The following is a 16,769-nucleotide window of genomic DNA, read 5'->3' as shown; positions in this document are numbered from 1 at the left end:
CGAAAACAGCGGGAATTGTCCTCAGTCGGCCGTCTCGTCGGTCCGCTTGGCCAACTCCGCAGATACCTCGTCGGCCCCCGACGAGGGGAGTTGCTCGCGGAGGCGACCCGCGACCGTGCGGGCGTCTTCTAACTCGACTTCGGCGACGGCCCGGACGAGCGTGACGGCCCGCTCGGTCCGGGTGCGCTGCCACGACTGCTCTCTGGACTCGTAGGTGCGGATGCCGCGCAGAAAGTCGACTTTCGAGAACTCCGGCCAGTAGGGCGCACAGAAGTAGACGGCGGCCTCGTTGCCGTTGGCGTGCCACGGCAGGAAGTTCGAGGTGCGCTCGTCGCCGCCGGGGCGGATGATGAGGTCCACGTCGCGGACGGGCTTTCTGGACAGGCGGCGGTCGACCGCCGACACGTCCACCTCGTCGGGCGAGAGGTCGCCGCGCTCGACCGCGCGACAGACGTCGCGTGCGGCCCCGAGGAGTTCGGCTCGGCCGCCGTACGCGAGGGCGATGTTGAGCGTGAACCCGTCGTAGTCGGCGGTCCGAGTCTCCGCGTACTCGACAGCGTCGCGGACGCGGTCGGGGAGCATGTGGACCTCGCCGATGGCGCGCACGGCGACCTCGCGCTCGTGGACGCGGTCGGCGTCGGCGAACTCGTAGAGCTTGTCCTCGATGAGGTCGAAGAGGGGCTGGCGCTCGTGTTCCGGGCGGTCGAAGTTCTCGGTCGAAAAGGTGTACAGCGTCAGTTCCTCGATGCCGAGTTCCTCGCACCACGTCAGCACGTCCTCGGTCGTCTGCGCGCCCGCCTTGTGGCCGTCGGGGGCGTCGTCGCCGTTCTTCCGGGCGTACCGGCGGTTGCCGTCCTGGATGATGGCGACGTGGGTCGGCCCGTCGTCTATCTCTCGGTCGAGCACCCGCTCGTAGGCGCGCCGAAAGCCGCGTTGGACCCACCCGAACATGTACCGTCGGTTGCCTTCCGAGGCTATGTGTCTTGTGGGTTACACCGTCGCACGGTGTCCCGAGGTCGGGAGATCGCCACAAAATGGCGGGTCATCACGACGGGCGACGAATCGCCATCCGTTTGTACCTCCCCGAGAAGACTCGGATATGAGCGAGACCATCGACGAGGACCTCTACCAGCGGACCCTCGCGCTGCTCGAACCCGGCGATATCGAACTCGTCGGGGCCATCGTCCACACCGACCTCACCAGCCGCGAGGACCTGGAGATGCAGGAGCTGACCGTCGAAATCAACGAGATTATCGCCGAACACGCGGGGAAGGGCGACGCGTGGATTTACGCCGGCAACGACGACACCGACTTCTCGTCCAATCAGTTCCAGGGGCTCTCCGTCGAGGACGACGAGTTCGTCTGGGAGTGCCAACAGCTCGTCCGCGACGGGACGTTCGACCTCGTGTTCTACTACGAGGCCATCGCCGACCACGACGCCATCGTCGAGGGCCTCGAAGCGCTCGACGACGTCGACCGCGTCACGCCGGTCCCCTGAGCGCGGCGGCGACCCGACGACGAGACACCTCTTTTACTTCGTGAGCGAGGGCGCTCGCTCCGCCCGCGTCGGCCGTTCACCGGCGGCTCGCCGGGCGTTCGCTTGGGTTCATCGCAGTGAGAACAAGCGAGGCGTTTATCCGCCTCGCATCCCGAGTGACGCGCATGATACAGGCGGACGCGGACCTCTCTCGTCTCGACCGCGCCATCGTCAACGCCTTCCAGGGCGGCTTCCCCGTCGTCGAACGTCCCTTCGAGCCCGCGGCGGCCGCGCTGCGCGAGCGCGACGTGGACGTGACGGCGACCGACCTCTGCGAGCGGGTGCGGACGCTCGACGAGGAAGGCGTCCTCTCGCGGTTCGGCGCGCTCGTCAACGCCGAGGAAATCGGCGGCACGGCGACGCTCGTCGCCATGCACGCGCCGCCGGAGCGGTTCGACGAGGTGGCCGAGCAGGTGAACGCCCACCGCGAGGTCGCGCACAACTACGAGCGCGAGCATCCCCACCTGAACATGTGGTTCGTCGTCTCGGTCGCCGAGGCGTCGCAGGTAGACGAGGTGCTCGGCGACATCGAGGACGAGACGGGCCAAGCGACGTACAACATGCCCAAGCGCCACGAGTTCCACGTCGGCGCGACGTTCCTCCTCGACGGACCCATCTCGGACGGCGACCTCGACCTCTCGCACCTCGGCCCCGACGTGGAGCCGACAGACGCGCGCACCCTGACGCCCGACGAGCGCGACCTCGTCATGGAGATTCAGGGCGGCCTGCCGATTACCGAGACGCCCTACGCCGACGTGGCAGAGGCAATCGGACAGGAGCCGGCGTGGGTGGTCGAGACGGTCAAGCGGTTCAATCTTGAGGGGAAGGTCCGGCGCGTCGGCGTCATTCCGAACCACTACGCGCTCGGCTACTCGGAAAACGGGATGACCGTCTGGAACGTCCCCGACGACCTCGTTGCGGAGGTCGGCCCCGAAATCGCCTCGCTGGACTTCGTCACCCACTGTTACCGCCGGCCGCGACACGAGGGCGTCTGGCCGTACAACTTCTTCGCGATGACCCACGGCCGCTCCGAAGAAGAGAGCGAGGCCCGCATCGAGCAGGTGCGCGAGGTCATGAGCGACTACTGGGACGTGGGCGACGACGACTGGGACACCCTGTTCTCGACGCGCATCCTGAAGAAGACGGGAATCAGGCTGGACGAACGAGCCGAGGCGAACACGGAGTGAGATGATTCCGCTTGTCCACGACCTCTCCGACGAGACGGTCGTCGTCTTCGGCGGGGGCCCCGTCGGCGCGCGGAAGGCCCACCGGTTCGCCCGCGAGGCGCGGACCGTCGTCGTCAGTCCCGAGTTCGCCGACCGCGACTTCGGCGACGCGGAGCGCGTTCGGGCGGCCCCCGCGCCCGACGAGGTTCCCGACTGGGTCGAACGGTTCGCCCCGGCGCTCGTCGTCGCGGCGACCGACGACGACGCGGTGAACGACGCCGTCGTCGCGGCGGCCCGAGACGCCGGCGCGCTGGTCAACCGAGCCGACCGGAGCGGCGAGCGCGACGCGGGGAGCGTGGTCGTCCCGGCGACCGTCGAGGACGGCGACGTCTCGGTCGCCATCACGACCGGCGGCGCGAGCCCCGCCCTCTCGAAGCACCTCCGAGAGCGCGTCGAAGCCGAGTTGGAGGGGGCAGGCGAGATGGCCGCGTTGACCGCGGAGCTTCGCGCGGAGCTCAAGGCGTCCGACCGGTCGCCAACAGAGCGCCGTGATGCGATTCGCGCGGTCGTGCGAAACCCGTCAGTTTGGAAGGCTTTACGTACCGGCGACGCAAACCCCCGCCAAGAGGCAGCGCGCGTGATACGAGACACACAGCGAGGTGATTCATGAGAGATTCGGGCGTCATCTCCGGTGTGAGCGTCGCCCACGACCGGGCCAGCGTTCGCGAGATAGAAGCCGCTTCGAGCGACGACGTTCAGACGGTCGTCGAGCGACTCCTCGCCCGCGACGGCGTCTCAGAGGCCTTTTCGCTTCAGACGTGTAACCGCGCCGAGGCGTACGTCGTCACCGACGACGCGACCGACGGCCGCCGCGCGCTCGACGACTTCGCTCCCGACGTCCGAGACGGGAGCGTCCGCTACATGGACCACGAAGAGACCCTGCGCCACCTCATGCGGGTGGCGTCGGGGCTCGAATCGCTCGTCCTCGGCGAGGACCAGATTCTCGGACAGGTCAAAGCCGGTATCGAGGCCGCCCGCGAGCAGGACGCCATCGGCCCGATGCTGGAAGACGCGCTCATGAAAGCCGTCCACGTCGGCGAACGCGCCCGCGAGGAGACGGCCATCAACGAGGGTGCCGTCTCGCTCGGGAGCGCCGCCGTCAGGCTCGCCCGGGCCGAGCTCGACGCCCCCATCGGCGAGGTCGACGCCCTCGTCGTCGGGGCCGGCGAGATGGGCACGCTCGCGACGAAGGCGCTCGCGTCGGTCGACGTGGGCGACCTCGTCGTCGCGAACCGGACGGTCGCGAACGCCCGCCACCTCGCCCGCGAGGTCCCGGGCGTCTCGAAGGCCGCCGGGCTGGGCGACCTCCGCGGTCGCCTCCGCGACGCCGACCTCGTCATCACGGCCACGAGCAGCCCCGAGTACGTCGTCACGCCGGAGGAGCTGTCGGACGGCTCCGAGACGATGCTCATCGACATCGCCCAGCCGCGGGACGTCGACCCCGCCGCCGCCGACCTCGACGGCGTTCGCGTCCGCGACATCGACGATTTGGAGACGGTGACCGACCGGACCGCGGAGCGCCGCGAGCGCGCCGCCCGCGAGGTCGAGGCGATGATTGACGACGAGTTCGACCGCCTGCTCGCCGCTTACAAGCGGAAACGCGCCGACGAGGCCATCAGTTCGATGTACGAGGCCGCAGAGCACGTCAAGCGCCGCGAGGTGTCGACGGCGCTGTCGAAGCTCGAAGCGCAGGGCGACCTCACCGACGAGCAGCGCGAGACGGTCGAGTCGCTCGCGGACGCGCTCATCGGCCAAATTCTCGCCGCACCGACCAAGAGCCTCCGCGACGCCGCCGGCGACGACGACTGGACGACCATCCAGACCGCCATGCGGCTGTTCGACCCCGGCTTCGACGACCTCGGTGGATCAGACCCCGCCGAGCCGTCCGGGCCGTCCATCGAGTTCTCCGGCGAGCCGCCGGAGGACCTCGACCGCGAGGCGCTCGAAGGCGAGGTGCCCCGGCGCGTCCTCGAACAGCTCTCGGACGACTGACGGGCGAAGCGGCCGACCGGCGAACCTTCTTATCCGAACGCGGAGCCACTCCGCGACGATGTCACCGCCCAGACCGTCAGCGACGGGCTTCGTGCGTCGTTCCCGTACCGACGCCGCCACCCGAGAAGCCGCCGGCCGCGCGCCCCCGGCGCTCGGCCATCGCCTCGTGAACCGCCTCCGAGCGCGAGCGCGTCGCCGCCTCGTCGATGCGACCCCGGAGCGGCGGATTCGCGACCTCGACGGCGTCGCTCGGGCGACCGTCGTCGGCACGGTCGCGGGAGTCGCCGGCGACGGGCCGGCCGTCGAAGCCTGGAGGGGAGCCGAGCAAACAGACGACGACCAGCGAGGCGGGGGCGAGCGCACGGTCGTCGGCCGCGCGACGCGCCCGTTCGTCCTCCGGGACGCCACCGGCGAGATTCGGGTCCGCGTCCCGCCGGACGGACACGTGGTGTTCGGCGGCGACGGTGAGGGTGGCGTCGTCGCCCGCGGCGACGAGGTCGCGGTCACGGGGCGAGTCGCTCGCGGCCGCGGCGGGCGGCGACTCCTGACCGGGCCGCGGTTCGTCGTCCGCGCGGACGCGACCTGACAATCCGGCAGAATCCTTATCGGGATGCCACCCGACGGATTCGGCATGGCAGAGCTGCTCTCGGACGACGAAATCGACGCACAGCTCGGTTCGGACTGGGAACGCGACGGCGACGAAATCGTCCGCGTCTACGAGTTCGACGACTACCTCGACGGCGTGGCGTTCGCCGCCAGCGTGGGCGAGGTCGCAGAAGAGGAGTTCCACCACCCCGAGATAACGATTCGGTACCAGGAGGTCGAGGTCCGCCTCACGAGCCACGAGGAGGGTGGCATCACCGACAAGGACCTCCGGCTCGCCGACCTGTTCGACGACGAACTGTGAGCGACGAGGGGACCGCGACGCTCACCTACGTCTTTCGGGTCCGCTTCCGCCTCGACTCGGCCGCCGGCGTCGAGACCGACCCGCGGGAGTTCGAGACGACGGTCCGCGTCACGCCGCCCCCGCCCGGCGAGGAGGGCTGGCTACTGTTCCGCGACGCGCTCTGGCGGGGAGCGGTGAACGACGAGCGCCACGCCCGCGACCTCGCGGCGTCGTGGCTCGACGTGCCCGTCGTCTCCTGCGAGTTCGCGGAACTCCGGGCCGACGAGGCGTCGCTGGACGCCTTCCGCGAGGCCGTCGCCGCGGACCTCGGCGCGTTCAACGCCGAGTCGGTCCGCGAGGTGCTCCACAAGTACTTCGGGAGCGCGATTCGCGTCGAATCCGCCGATTCGTGACGCAGGGCAAGACATTTATCCACGCCTGACGTACTCTGTTGTCCGAATGGTCGCCGATGACTACGATTTCTGGCTGTTCGACCTCGATGGGACCCTCGTCGACGCCGAGTGGTCGTACACGCGTGACGTGTTCGACCGGGTCGGCGACCGACTGGGTCGTCAGTTCACGGACCGCGAAGCCGAGACCATCTGGCACGGTCTCGGCGGCGCGCGCGACCCGATGCTCCGCGAGTGGGGCATCGACCCCGCCGAGTTCTGGCCCGCGTTCCACCGCGAGGAAGACCCCGCAAAGCGAGCAGAAGTGACGTACCTCCACGACGACGCCGAGCGCCTCATCGGAGAGATTCACGCCGCCGGCCGGCCGGTCGGCATCGTCACGCACTGCCAGCAGTTCCTGACCGACCCCGTGTTGGACCACCTCGACGTGCGCGACTGGTTCGACGCCGTCGTCTGCTGTACCGAGGAGACGGGGTGGAAACCCGACGCCGCGCCGGTGCGGCGCGCTATCGGCGAACTGGGACTCGACGACCGAGTCCTGACCGACGGCGGCACCGCGGGCGTCCTCGCAGGCGACGGCGAAAGCGACATCGGGGCCGCGTGGAACGCCGGCTTGGACGGCATCCACGTCGAACGGCACGGACCCGAACACCGCGGGCGCTGCGTGCTCGGCGAGTACCGCGTCGAGAGCTTCGACGACCTCGTTCGGTCCCGCTGAACGGGTCGGTTCCGACCAAAGCGGTGATTCACCGGTCGCGACAGTCCAGAGGGAAGAAAAGAGAAATCGACGCTCGGAGGAGGTCGCTCAGGACAGCGTCTGCTCGGGCGACGGCCGGGCGAAGATGTCGCCGGTGCTCGTGACGGCGACCTGAATGTCCTCGTAGGGGAACCGGACTTCGATGCCGGGACGCTCTTCGGCCTCGACGACGGGCCGAAGCAGTTCTTCGAGCGCGTCGGTGTCGATGTACTCGTACAGCGGGGTTTCGATGGCCGAGAGCCCGCCGTAGGACTCGACGGCCTCGACGACGACGATACCGAGTTCCTCGTCGCCGAGCCACTGCCCGACGAGCTCCCAGTTGTCGTCGAGGCTGAACGTGGCCTCGGCGGCCGCGTCGGCGTGTTCTTCGAGCGCCTGCGTGACCGCGGAGGCGCCGACCGCGAGCGCGGAGTCGACGCTGTCGTCGTCGACGAGGCTCCGGACCCGCTGGAGGACCGTCGCGAGGTCGCCGGGGCCTGCTTTCTGGACGTACTCGGTGACGCCGGCGGTCGAGGCGACGTCGGCGACCTCGGGCCACGACTTCGCCGTGAACAGGAGGATGGGGATATCGGCGTGTTCTTGTCGAACGGCTTTGACGAGCGGCACCCCGTTCGGGAGCACGAGGGAGTCGCTCACGACGCAGTCGACCGACTCGGCCGAGATGGCGCCGAGCGCCTCGGTCGCCGACTCGGCGGTCAGAAGAGAGACGGCGTCGAGTTGGCGGAACGCGGCTTCCGAGAGGGCGAGCATCTCGGGATCGTCGTCGACGTGAAGGACCTTCAGAGGGCGGTTCATATACCAGTTGTACACGCTACGCGGATAAAAACGTTCTACTTATTTTATACTTCAGCGGGAGATGAATATCTAAACGAGTCACGGCCGCTTTCTAAAGAGTTACGACGGCGTTCAGGTCCTCTCGAACCCTGCGAGGCCGGCAATCACGTCGTCGTTCGTCGCGAGTGCGTCGCGAAGCGAGGCGACGCCGGCTTTCTCGGTCCGGGCGGGGTTCGCGAGGACGACGACCCGCTGTTTCCCGAGCGAGACGAAATCAAGCCCGAGCGAGTCGGCGGTCGCCCGAAGGCCGAGACCGGCGTCGGCGCGGCCGGCGGCGACCGCTCGCGCCGGACTCTCGAACGCTTTCGTCCCGCGGTCGAACCCCTCGATGGCCTCGACGAGTTCGTGTCTGGTCGTCCCGCGCTCGTCGGCGAGGGCGGCGACGGCGTTCCCGAGGTCGGTCCGCAGCCCGGAGTTCGAATCGCGGTTGACGAACCTGAGGTCGTCGTCTACGAGGTCCGCGAGTCCGGACACCCCGTCGGGGTTGCCGGCGGGGACGACGAGGCCCCACTCGCGCGTCCACGAGCCGAGTTCGACCGCGTCGATTTCCTCGACTGCGCCGCCCCGATCGCCCGCGACGACGGCCACGTCGGCAATTTCGTCCCTGAGCCGTCGCAGGCCCTCGCGGGAGCCGAACGGGAGGTACCGCGGCGACGACACGCGGTCGAGCAGGCGCGAGAGCGCGGGGTCGTCCTCGCCGACGCCGAGCAGTTCCGGCGCGCGGACGTCGGGCGAGAACAGGTGGACCGTCACCGACTCGCCCTCCGCGAGGTACTCCACGTCGGCGGCGACCTCGACGACGCCGTCGGCCTCGACGAGGCTCGTCGTCGCGCCCGACCCCTTGTCGACGGGGTAGACGAGCGTCTCGCCGTCGCCGTCGGCGACCAGTCCGACCGGCATGAGCCGCGTCCGGCCCTCGGCGTACCGCTCGCGGGTGGCCATCGTTCCCTCGACCGTCGCGGTCCGAGGCTCCGGGAGGCCGGCGGCGTCGCGGATTGCCGGCGCGACGAACGTCCGGAAGATGGTGAGCGCGGAGACCGGGTAGCCGGGCAGACCGACGTAGGCGCTCCCCTCGCCGAGCGTACCGACGAGCATGGGTTTGCCGGGCTTGACGGAGACGCCGTGCAGCAGGAGTTCGCCGCGCTCTTCGACCACGCGATAGATGACGTCGACCGCGCTCGCGGACGTGGACCCGGACGAGAGCACGAGGTCGCACTCGTCGGCCGCCCGTCGGAGCAGGCGCTCCAACTCCCCGTAGTCGTCGCCCGCGTGGGGGTAGAGCTTCGGTACGCCGCCGGCCTCTTCGACCCCCGCGGCGATAGTGTAGGAGTTCACGTCGTAGATTTCGCCCGCCTCCGGGCGGAGTTCGTCGCCCGGTCGGACGAGTTCGTCGCCGGTCGAGACGATGCCCACGGTGGGCTTCCCGCGGACCGGCACCTCGTCGACGCCGAGCGCCGACAGCAGGCCGATTTCGCGGGGGGTCAGACGCGTTCCGGGGCCGAGGGCGCGAGCGCCGGCGGCGATGTCGGTCCCGGCGGGCATCACGCTATCACCGGGCGCGACCGCCGAGTAGACGACGAGCGAGCCGTCTCGCTCGTCGGTTCGCTCCACGATGACGACGGCGTCCGCGCCCGGCGGCATCACCGCGCCGGTGGAGATTTCGACGGCGGTTCCGGGGTCGACCGCCACGTCCGGTTCGCTGCCGGCGTGAACCGCCCCGGCGAGGTCGAGTTCGACCGGTTCGGCCTCGTCCGCGCCGAAGGTGTCGCGGGCGCGGACCGCGTAGCCGTCCATGCTCGCGCGGTCGAAGCCGGGCACGTCGAGTTCGGCGTCGATTCGCTCGGCGAGGACGCGGCCGCGGGCGTCTTCGAGCGCCACCGTCTCGGCGTCGGGCGTCAGGTCGAGCGACGCGATGGTCTCGCGCGCGTCCGCCGGGGAGGCGAGGTCGCGGAACTGCTTTCTCATGCGGACCACTCCCAGCCCTCGACGGCGACCGTGTCGCCCTCGTCGTAGCCCTCTATCTCCTCGGGGACGACGACCCAACCGTCCGCGAGCGCGACGCTGGAGAGGATGCCCGACCCGCTCGTCCGGGTCGGCTCGGCGGTCGCCTCGTCGCCCGACGTGTCGAGTCGGACGCGGGCGAACGTCCGCGTGCCGGGTGAACTCGGGATTTTTCTGGTGAGCGTCGCCTCCTGCGTCGGGAGCGGGCGCTCGGGGAGCGACCCGACGCGCTTCAGCACCGGCCGGAGGAACTGGAAGGCGTTGACGACGCAGGCGACCGGGTAGCCGGGAAGCATCACGACTGGCGTGTCCTCGACGACGCCGACCGCAACCGGGTGGCCGGGCTTGAGCGCGACGCCGTGGACCAGCACCTCGCCGATGTCGTCGACGACCTCGGGGATGAGGTCGCGCTCGCCGACCGACGACCCGCCCGTGGTGACGACCACGTCGTGGTCGAGGTCGGACTCGACGGCCTCGCGGAGCAGGTCGGCGTCGTCGACGACGATGTCGCGGTAGCTCGCCTCGCCGCCCCAGCGCTCGACCAGTCGGGAGACGGTCAGGCCGTTGGTCTCGATGACCTCGCCAGGACCGGGGTCGGCCTCGACGAGTTCCTCGCCGGTCGGGACGACCGCGACGCGGGGGCGTTCGAACACCGTCACCTCCTCGACGCCGACGGAGCGAAGCAGGCCGATGTCCGACGGGCGAAGCTCGTGGCCGGCCTCGAACAGCGGCGTTCCCTCGCGCACGTCCTCGCCGCGCTCGCCGACGTTCTCGCCCTCGGCGAGCGCGTCGAACACTTCGAGTTCGTCGCCGAGTCGTTCGGTGTGTTCGACCATCACGACGGCGTCGGCCCCGTCGGGTACGTCGCTGCCGGTGTGGACACGGGCCGCGGTCCCCGGTTCGACCGGGCCGTCGACGATTCGGAGGACGTTCGGTGAGCGACCGCTCGCGCCGAAGGTGTCCGACGCGCGAACGGCGTAACCGTCCATGGCGGCGCGGTCGTAGCCCGGCACGTCGGCGGGGGCGACCGCGTCCTCCGCGAGCGCCCGGCCGTCGGCCTCGGCGAGCGGTCGGCGCACGGTTCGGTCGTGCGGCGTCGCCGCCGCGAGAAGCGCCTCGCGGGCGTCCGACAGCCGCGTTCGTTGCTTGAACCCGGCCGTGCGTCGGTCGTCGTGGTTCATACCGACCCTTCGGTTCGGGGGGCAAAAAGCGTCGGCCTCGGGCGCGGCGGCGGTCGATTCCCGAGCCGTATCGGCGGCTTCGCGCTCGCGCGCTCGCGCGAGACCGCCGGGTTTTTCGACCCCGACTCCCTATGAGCGTTCATGTCAGCACTGCGCGACGCGCTGTCCGACCTCCCGGACGCGGTGTTCGCCGACCTGTTGGAGTCCGAGACGTCCTACCTCTTGGTCCTCGACCTCCCGGGCGTGACCGCCGAGACGGCGGAGCTCCGGGTCGAGAAGGGGCGATTGGTCGTCGAAGCGCGACGCGACAAACGCCTTCCAGCCGAGTTCGACTACGTCCGCGAGGAACGACCGCTGTTCCTCGACGCCGAAGTTCCCCTTCCGCCTGACGCCGTGGCCGACGAGGCCGAGGCGTCGATGGAACGCGGGACGCTGGAAATCCGGCTCCCCAAGCGCGAGGCCGCCTCCGAGCGGACCATCCCTATTACCACCGGCGACGAAGACGCCTGACGAGGCGGTGGTCACGCTGGTCAACCTCCGCGCCTATTGGCGGTTCCTCGTCGTCCTGTACCAGTTCTTCCCGCTCATCGTCGCGTACACCCGTGACACGCGGAAATACCTCCTGTTCGGCGGCGGCCGACGCGTCACGACCGAGATGCGCATCAAGCGCGCCGACGTCCTCTTGGAGTCGCTACTGACGCTCGGGCCGACGTTCATCAAGCTCGGACAGCTCCTGTCGACGCGCCCCGACATCCTCCCCCCGGAGTACATCGAAGTGCTCGGGAGCCTCCAAGACGACGTGCCACCCGCGCCGTGGGACGAGTCGAAAGCCGTCCTCGAATCGGAACTCGGTCCCGTCGAGGAGGCGTTCGACGCGTTCGACACCGAGCCGATAAGCGGCGCGAGCCTCGGGCAGGTGTACGTCGCCGAGTACGAAGGCGAGAAGGTCGCCGTCAAGGTCCGCCGCCCCGGCATCGAGGACCTCGTCGAGGCCGACCTCCGGGTCATCCGGTGGTCGATGCCGCTTCTCATGCGCTTTATCGGCGAGGGCCGGGCGTTCTCGCTGGAGAACCTCGCCGACGAGTTCGCCAAGACCATCCGCGAGGAGATGGACTACGACGAGGAGGCCGAGACGCTCGTCGAGATTCAGGAGAACTTCGCGGACGACGACACGCTCGTCATCCCCGAGCCGATTCCCGAGCGCTCCGACGACCGGGTGCTCACGATGGAGTACCTCCCCGGGACCAAGATAAACAACATCGAGGCGCTGGACGACCTCGGCATCGACCGGACCGAACTGGCGACGAACCTCCAGCGAATCTACCTCCAGATGATCGTCGAGGACGGCGTCTTCCACGCCGACCCCCACCCGGGGAACCTCTCCGTGACCGACGACGGCCGCATCATCTTCTACGACTTCGGGATGCACGGCGAGGTCGACCCGTTCATCCAGGACAAAATCGTGGAGTTCTACATCGCCGTCGCCAACCAGGACGTCGACGGCATCCTCGACACGCTCATCGAGATGGGGACGCTCAGCCCGAACGTCGACCGGCAGGTGATGGGCGACGTGATGGAACTCGCCATCGCCGACGCCCGCGGCGACGACATCGAGCAGTACCGTGTCAACCAGATCCTCGAACAGGTCGAATCGACCATCTACGAGTTCCCGCTTCGGCTCCCGCGGAACCTCGCGCTCGTGCTCCGGGTCGCCGGCGTCGTCGAGGGAGTCTGCGTCACGCTCGACCCCGAGTTCGACTTCATCTCGGTGGCGACCGACTACCTGACGGAGGAGGGCTACCGCGAGGAGAGCGTCCAGAAAATCATCGAGGGCGTCGGCCAGCAGGGCCAAAAGACCGCCCAGTCGCTGTTCCGCGTGCCGCCCAAGCTCGAACGCGTCCTCGACCGGGCCGACCGCGACAACCTGACGCTCAACGTCCGACTGGAGGACAACCGCGGCATCCTCGACAAGCTGGCCAAGCGGCTCATCTACGGCATCTTCCTGTCGTTCGGCTTCGTCTCGACGGTCATCATCTACGCGCTGAACCCGGAGAACCTCGTCGCGGTCGGCGCGGCGGGCGCGCCGACGGGGGTCGTCGCCCTGCTGCTCTGGAAGTCGTTCCGCTCGCGGAAGGGAATCCGGGCGACGCCGCAGTTCACCCGACAGAACCTCAAAGAGCGCCGCAGAGAGTAATCAAAGCTGAGAATCGGGCGCGTAATTTTATCGGCTCCCGCCGATACACTCTCGCTCATGACGGAGTGGCGACCGGTGTTCGTGGGGGTGTGTCTCGCCGCGTGCACCGAATCGCTCGTCTACGCGATGACGGGCCAGTTCACCCTCGTCGGTGGGGTCACGGGGAGCGCGCTCGCCGGCTACGTCGTCGGCACCGACCCCGCCGACGGCGGCTGGCACGGCCTCATGGCCGGCGTCGTCTGGGGCTGTCTGCTCATGCCGGTCTCCGTGCTTCTCACCTTCCTCGAACGGACGCCGATTCTCTTTCCGTTCCAGTACCTCATCCCGATGTTCGAGACGGCGGGCGAGTTGACGACCGCCATCATGCTTGCGCTCTCGCTCCCGAACGTCGCGTCAGGGGCGCTCGGGAGCCTCGCCAGACGCGACGCCGCAGGGACGTGGTTCGACCCCGAGATGGCCGAGGTTGACCCGGTCGAAGACGCGTGACTGTCCGGGCCGCCCGCCCGCGATTTCCACGGCAAGGAGTCGCGTGCGAAGACGGTTCCAAACCGTTTATACCCTCCATCCGATAACGGAGAGACATGGCGAAAGAGCAGAAGCAGGTGCGCGAACTCCAAGAAGGGAGCTACGTCATGATGGAAGAAAAGCCGTGCAAAATCAACGCCTACAGTACCGCCAAGCCGGGCAAGCACGGCAGCGCGAAGGCGCGCGTCGAAGCCCGCGGTGTCTTCGACAGCAAGAAGCGCTCGCTCTCCCAGCCTGTCGACGCGAAGGTGTGGGTCCCCATCATCGAGCGGAAGCAGGGCCAGGTCGTCTCCGTCACCGGCGAGGACGCCCAGATCATGGACCTCGAGACCTACCAGACGTTCACGATGCGCATCCCCGAGGAGGAAGACCTCAACCCCGAAGACGAGATCGAGTACCTCGAGTACGAAGGCCAGCGAAAAATCGTCTAAACGGGGGTCACAGAGATGTTCCCCGGAGCAATCGCAGACCGCGAGGTCGCCGACTACGTCCTTCTCGGCGCTCCGCTCGACATCTCTACGTCTTTCCAACCCGGAACCCGTTTCGGACCGAATCGAATCCGTCGGTTCGCCGAGTCGTTCGACGACTACGACCGGCGGACCGACCAGTTTTTCACTGACTTACGCGTCCACGACGCGGGCGACGTCCGCGCGTGGGACGACGCACCTGAGTACGTCGAATGGCTCGCCGGGAGCGTCCGCGACGCCGTCTGGGACGACGCCGTCCCCGTCGTCCTCGGCGGCGAGCACACCGTCACCGCCGCCGGCGTCACCGGCGTCGACCCCGACGTGTTCGTCTGTCTCGACGCCCATCTCGACCTCCGGCGCGAGTACGACGGCAACGAGTGGAGCCACGCCACGGTCACCCGCCGCGTCCTCGACGAACTCGGCGTCGACGAGGTCGTGATTCTCGGTGCGCGAACCGGCTCGCCCGGCGAGTGGAAGCGCGCCGAGGCCGGCGACGTGACCGTGGTCGAACCCGAAGCCGTCCCCGACTGGGAGCCCGAGTTCGACGAGGACCAGTCCGTCTACCTGAGCGTCGACATCGACGCCGCGGACCCGGCGTTCGCGCCCGGCACGGGCACCAAAGAGCCGTTCGGCCTCACCTCCCGAGAGATGCGAGACGCCGTCCGGGCGGTCGCGCCCCGCGCCGACGGCTTCGACGTGGTCGAGGTCAACGACCGCGACGACGGACAGGCCGCGTCGCTGGCGGCGAAGCTCCTCCGGGAGTTCGTCTTCTCGCACGCCGCCAAGCAACCAGACGAGTAACCGACTCCGCGGCGAACCCCGTTCCTTACAAGTCCCCGAGTCACGACTCCCCGGTATGCAGCTCTCCGACATCGTCGCCCGACTCGACGAGACGCTCGCGACCGACGACTTCGCCGACGTGGACGCCAGCGCCAACGGCCTGCAGGTCGGCCCCGAGGAGAAATCGGTCGAGAAGGTCGCCTTCGCGGTCGACGCCGCGGAAGCGACTATCGACGCCGCGCTCGACGCCGACGCGGACCTTCTCGTCGTCCACCACGGCCTCGTCTGGGGCGGTCTCGACCGGGTGACCGACCGCGACTTCGACCGCATCGAGCCGCTGATTCGCGGCGACCTCGCGCTCTACGTCTCGCACCTCCCGCTCGACGGCCATCAAGAAGTCGGCAACGCCGCCGGCGTCGCCGACCACCTCGGCCTAACTGACACCGAGCCGTTCGGGTCGCTCGGACCGATTCACATCGGGCAAGCTGGGGAGCTCGCGTCGCCGAAGACGACCGACGAGGTCCGGGCGGCGCTCGACGAACTGGACGGGAGCGCGGGCACGACCGCCCTCGACTTCGGCCCCGACGAGATTTCGTCGGTTGCTATCGTCACCGGCTCCGGCGTCGACTGGCTGGACGAGGCCATCGACCGTGGCGTCGACGCGTTCGTCACCGGCGAGGGCAAACAGAAGGTGTACCACGAGGCGCGCGAGGCCGGAATCTCGGTGTTCCTCGCGGGGCACTACGCGACCGAGACGTTCGGGGTGCGGAGCCTGCGGGACCTCGCCGACGAGTGGGGACTGGAGACCGAGTACGTCAGCCACCCGACCGGGCTGTAGGCGCGACCGAGCGCCCGACACCCCATCGCACGGTCCCGTCGGACCGGGGCGTTCAAACGCTCGGCCGACGCACTCCCTCGCATGAGCGACCACGACGATGACGGCTACGAGATGCCGGACCGCGAGGAGTTCCAACACGACCCGCTGGGCCACGCCGAGGTCCGCGGGGGGATGACCGTCGGCGAGCTGGTCGAGCAGTACGGCCACGCGGGCATCGGCGCGGCCGACGTGCACGAGGCCGCCGACATCTACGCCGAGATGCTGGCCGACGACGACTGCACGGTGTTCATGTCGCTGGCCGGCGCGATGGTCCCGACCGGGATGCGCAAGGTCGTCTCCGACCTCATCCGCGACGGTTACGTGGACGCCCTCGTGACGACGGGCGCGAACCTCACCCACGACGCCATCGAGGCCATCGGCGGCAAGCACCATCACGGTGCTGAGCACCACGGCGAGAAGACCGAACGCGAGCACGACGAGACGCTCCGCGACGAGGAGGTCGACCGCATCTACAACGTCTACCTCCCGCAGGAACATTTCGCACTGTTCGAGTCGCACCTCCGAAGCGAGGTGTTCCCGGCGCTGGAGGAAGAGGGGACCGTCAGCATCGCGGACCTCTGCCGCGAACTCGGCCGCGCCAACAGCGAGGTCAACGACCGCGAGGGAATCGACGAGGACGCCGGCGTCGCCGCCGCGGCCTACGAGGCCGACGTGCCCATCTACTGCCCCGCAGTACAGGACTCCGTCCTCGGCCTGCAGGCGTGGATGTACTCGCAGACCTCGTCGTTCTCCCTGGACGCGCTGGCCGACATGACGCCGCTGACCGACCTCGCGTACGACGCCGACACGGCCGGCTGTCTCCTCGTCGGCGGCGGCGTCCCGAAGAACTTCACGCTCCAGACGATGCTCGTCACGCCCGGCGCGTACGACTACGGCGTCCAAATCACGATGGACCCGTCCGCGACCGGCGGTCTCTCGGGCGCGACGCTTGACGAGGCGCGCTCGTGGGGCAAACTGGAGAAGGACGCCCGCAACACGACGGTCCTCGGCGACGCGACCATCATGCTCCCGCTGCTCGTCGCCGCGGCGCGCGAGCGAATCGAGTAACGCGACGAGGCCCGCTGACGGCCGCGGCAGTCCG

General features: G+C 69.0%; 19 protein-coding genes. 15 read left to right on the top strand and 4 right to left on the bottom strand.

Going from position 1 to position 16,769, the window contains the following annotated elements; genetic code table 11:
- Nucleotides 1-21: 21 nt before the first annotated feature.
- Entirely contained in the window at nucleotides 22-951 is a 930-nt protein-coding gene (uppS, locus tag C5B91_RS09960) for a polyprenyl diphosphate synthase (protein WP_008095739.1), read from the bottom strand.
- 148 nt (nucleotides 952-1,099) lie between these two features.
- Between uppS and C5B91_RS09955 the strand changes: the two genes are divergently transcribed.
- The 8 genes from C5B91_RS09955 (at nucleotide 1,100) to C5B91_RS09920 (ending at nucleotide 6,769) form a co-directional block, all read left to right on the top strand.
- A complete protein-coding gene (locus tag C5B91_RS09955; RefSeq protein ID WP_004975483.1) occupies nucleotides 1,100-1,498 on the top strand; it encodes a DUF5778 family protein in 399 nt (132 codons plus the stop codon).
- Nucleotides 1,499-1,662: 164 nt separating this feature from the next.
- A complete protein-coding gene (locus C5B91_RS09950) occupies nucleotides 1,663-2,724 on the top strand; it encodes an Lrp/AsnC family transcriptional regulator (RefSeq protein ID WP_008095743.1) in 1,062 nt (353 codons plus the stop codon).
- 1 nt (nucleotide 2,725) lies between these two features.
- Entirely contained in the window at nucleotides 2,726-3,373 is a 648-nt protein-coding gene (locus C5B91_RS09945) for a bifunctional precorrin-2 dehydrogenase/sirohydrochlorin ferrochelatase (RefSeq protein ID WP_004042204.1), read from the top strand.
- Complete coding sequence (hemA, locus tag C5B91_RS09940; RefSeq protein ID WP_049967618.1) at nucleotides 3,370-4,755, top strand: glutamyl-tRNA reductase; 1,386 nt, start codon at nucleotides 3,370-3,372, stop codon at nucleotides 4,753-4,755. The genes C5B91_RS09945 and hemA overlap by 4 nt, the downstream gene beginning before the upstream one ends.
- Nucleotides 4,756-4,813: 58 nt before the next feature.
- Complete coding sequence (locus C5B91_RS09935) at nucleotides 4,814-5,341, top strand: hypothetical protein (protein WP_233514221.1); 528 nt, start codon at nucleotides 4,814-4,816, stop codon at nucleotides 5,339-5,341.
- A 45-nt stretch (nucleotides 5,342-5,386) separates the two neighbouring features.
- Nucleotides 5,387-5,662: a 4a-hydroxytetrahydrobiopterin dehydratase gene (locus C5B91_RS09930; protein ID WP_004042202.1), complete on the top strand. Its 276-nt coding sequence runs from the start codon at nucleotides 5,387-5,389 to the stop codon at nucleotides 5,660-5,662.
- Nucleotides 5,659-6,054 (top strand): LWR-salt protein, encoded by a 396-nt coding sequence (lwrS, locus tag C5B91_RS09925; RefSeq protein WP_008095748.1) that lies wholly within the window; start codon nucleotides 5,659-5,661, stop codon nucleotides 6,052-6,054. Before C5B91_RS09930 ends, lwrS begins: the two co-directional genes overlap by 4 nt.
- Nucleotides 6,055-6,100: 46 nt before the next feature.
- Nucleotides 6,101-6,769, top strand: a complete 669-nt coding sequence (locus tag C5B91_RS09920; protein WP_049967616.1) for an HAD family hydrolase — start codon at nucleotides 6,101-6,103, stop codon at nucleotides 6,767-6,769.
- Between the two features lie 87 nt (nucleotides 6,770-6,856).
- On the opposite strand, the gene C5B91_RS09915 is transcribed toward C5B91_RS09920, so the two are convergent.
- From C5B91_RS09915 to glp, 3 genes are all read right to left on the bottom strand, one after another.
- On the bottom strand, nucleotides 6,857-7,603 hold the full coding sequence (locus C5B91_RS09915) for a response regulator (RefSeq protein WP_115819584.1): 747 nt from the start codon (nucleotides 7,601-7,603) through the stop codon (nucleotides 6,857-6,859).
- 111 nt (nucleotides 7,604-7,714) lie between these two features.
- Nucleotides 7,715-9,607, bottom strand: a complete 1,893-nt coding sequence (locus C5B91_RS09910; RefSeq protein WP_115819585.1) for a molybdopterin biosynthesis protein — start codon at nucleotides 9,605-9,607, stop codon at nucleotides 7,715-7,717.
- Nucleotides 9,604-10,824, bottom strand: a complete 1,221-nt coding sequence (gene glp / locus C5B91_RS09905; RefSeq protein ID WP_008095764.1) for a gephyrin-like molybdotransferase Glp — start codon at nucleotides 10,822-10,824, stop codon at nucleotides 9,604-9,606. The genes C5B91_RS09910 and glp overlap by 4 nt, the downstream gene beginning before the upstream one ends.
- Nucleotides 10,825-10,965: 141 nt before the next feature.
- Here glp and C5B91_RS09900 point away from each other — a divergent pair, with 141 nt between their 5' ends.
- The 7 genes from C5B91_RS09900 (at nucleotide 10,966) to C5B91_RS09870 (ending at nucleotide 16,735) form a co-directional block, all read left to right on the top strand.
- Complete coding sequence (locus C5B91_RS09900) at nucleotides 10,966-11,334, top strand: Hsp20/alpha crystallin family protein (RefSeq protein WP_004975518.1); 369 nt, start codon at nucleotides 10,966-10,968, stop codon at nucleotides 11,332-11,334.
- 7 nt (nucleotides 11,335-11,341) lie between these two features.
- Nucleotides 11,342-13,018 (top strand): AarF/ABC1/UbiB kinase family protein, encoded by a 1,677-nt coding sequence (locus C5B91_RS09895; protein WP_115819586.1) that lies wholly within the window; start codon nucleotides 11,342-11,344, stop codon nucleotides 13,016-13,018.
- Between the two features lie 57 nt (nucleotides 13,019-13,075).
- Entirely contained in the window at nucleotides 13,076-13,504 is a 429-nt protein-coding gene (locus C5B91_RS09890; RefSeq protein ID WP_004975521.1) for a DUF5518 domain-containing protein, read from the top strand.
- 95 nt (nucleotides 13,505-13,599) lie between these two features.
- Nucleotides 13,600-13,974, top strand: a complete 375-nt coding sequence (locus C5B91_RS09885) for a translation initiation factor IF-5A (RefSeq protein ID WP_004062652.1) — start codon at nucleotides 13,600-13,602, stop codon at nucleotides 13,972-13,974.
- A gap of 15 nt (nucleotides 13,975-13,989) precedes the next feature.
- Nucleotides 13,990-14,811: an agmatinase gene (gene speB, locus C5B91_RS09880; protein WP_115819587.1), complete on the top strand. Its 822-nt coding sequence runs from the start codon at nucleotides 13,990-13,992 to the stop codon at nucleotides 14,809-14,811.
- 55 nt (nucleotides 14,812-14,866) lie between these two features.
- On the top strand, nucleotides 14,867-15,628 hold the full coding sequence (locus C5B91_RS09875; protein WP_008095772.1) for a Nif3-like dinuclear metal center hexameric protein: 762 nt from the start codon (nucleotides 14,867-14,869) through the stop codon (nucleotides 15,626-15,628).
- An 81-nt stretch (nucleotides 15,629-15,709) separates the two neighbouring features.
- Nucleotides 15,710-16,735: a deoxyhypusine synthase gene (locus tag C5B91_RS09870; protein WP_049967613.1), complete on the top strand. Its 1,026-nt coding sequence runs from the start codon at nucleotides 15,710-15,712 to the stop codon at nucleotides 16,733-16,735.
- Nucleotides 16,736-16,769: the final 34 nt, after the last annotated feature.

The sequence above is a fragment of the Haloferax sp. Atlit-10N genome (genome assembly GCF_003586325.1).
GTDB classification, from domain to species: Archaea; Halobacteriota; Halobacteria; order Halobacteriales; family Haloferacaceae; genus Haloferax; species Haloferax prahovense.
Note: the sequence above shows the minus strand (reverse complement) of the source record. Positions and strands in the feature narration are given on the sequence as shown.

What these genes read in the sequence shown, in the direction of transcription:
- C5B91_RS09875 (WP_008095772.1), top strand. Translation starts at nt 14,867, where the DNA reads ATGCAGCTCTCCGACATCGTCGCCCGACTCGACGAGACGCTCGCGACC.
- C5B91_RS09885 (WP_004062652.1), top strand. Translation starts at nt 13,600, where the DNA reads ATGGCGAAAGAGCAGAAGCAGGTGCGCGAACTCCAAGAAGGGAGCTAC.
- uppS (WP_008095739.1), bottom strand. Translation starts at nt 951, where the DNA reads ATGTTCGGGTGGGTCCAACGCGGCTTTCGGCGCGCCTACGAGCGGGTG.
- C5B91_RS09890 (WP_004975521.1), top strand. Translation starts at nt 13,076, where the DNA reads ATGACGGAGTGGCGACCGGTGTTCGTGGGGGTGTGTCTCGCCGCGTGC.
- C5B91_RS09920 (WP_049967616.1), top strand. Translation starts at nt 6,101, where the DNA reads ATGGTCGCCGATGACTACGATTTCTGGCTGTTCGACCTCGATGGGACC.
- C5B91_RS09935 (WP_233514221.1), top strand. Translation starts at nt 4,814, where the DNA reads ATGTCACCGCCCAGACCGTCAGCGACGGGCTTCGTGCGTCGTTCCCGT.
- C5B91_RS09870 (WP_049967613.1), top strand. Translation starts at nt 15,710, where the DNA reads ATGAGCGACCACGACGATGACGGCTACGAGATGCCGGACCGCGAGGAG.
- hemA (WP_049967618.1), top strand. Translation starts at nt 3,370, where the DNA reads ATGAGAGATTCGGGCGTCATCTCCGGTGTGAGCGTCGCCCACGACCGG.
- C5B91_RS09945 (WP_004042204.1), top strand. Translation starts at nt 2,726, where the DNA reads ATGATTCCGCTTGTCCACGACCTCTCCGACGAGACGGTCGTCGTCTTC.
- speB (WP_115819587.1), top strand. Translation starts at nt 13,990, where the DNA reads ATGTTCCCCGGAGCAATCGCAGACCGCGAGGTCGCCGACTACGTCCTT.
- C5B91_RS09950 (WP_008095743.1), top strand. Translation starts at nt 1,663, where the DNA reads ATGATACAGGCGGACGCGGACCTCTCTCGTCTCGACCGCGCCATCGTC.
- glp (WP_008095764.1), bottom strand. Translation starts at nt 10,824, where the DNA reads ATGAACCACGACGACCGACGCACGGCCGGGTTCAAGCAACGAACGCGG.
- C5B91_RS09955 (WP_004975483.1), top strand. Translation starts at nt 1,100, where the DNA reads ATGAGCGAGACCATCGACGAGGACCTCTACCAGCGGACCCTCGCGCTG.
- C5B91_RS09910 (WP_115819585.1), bottom strand. Translation starts at nt 9,607, where the DNA reads ATGAGAAAGCAGTTCCGCGACCTCGCCTCCCCGGCGGACGCGCGCGAG.
- C5B91_RS09915 (WP_115819584.1), bottom strand. Translation starts at nt 7,603, where the DNA reads ATGAACCGCCCTCTGAAGGTCCTTCACGTCGACGACGATCCCGAGATG.
- C5B91_RS09900 (WP_004975518.1), top strand. Translation starts at nt 10,966, where the DNA reads ATGTCAGCACTGCGCGACGCGCTGTCCGACCTCCCGGACGCGGTGTTC.
- C5B91_RS09930 (WP_004042202.1), top strand. Translation starts at nt 5,387, where the DNA reads ATGGCAGAGCTGCTCTCGGACGACGAAATCGACGCACAGCTCGGTTCG.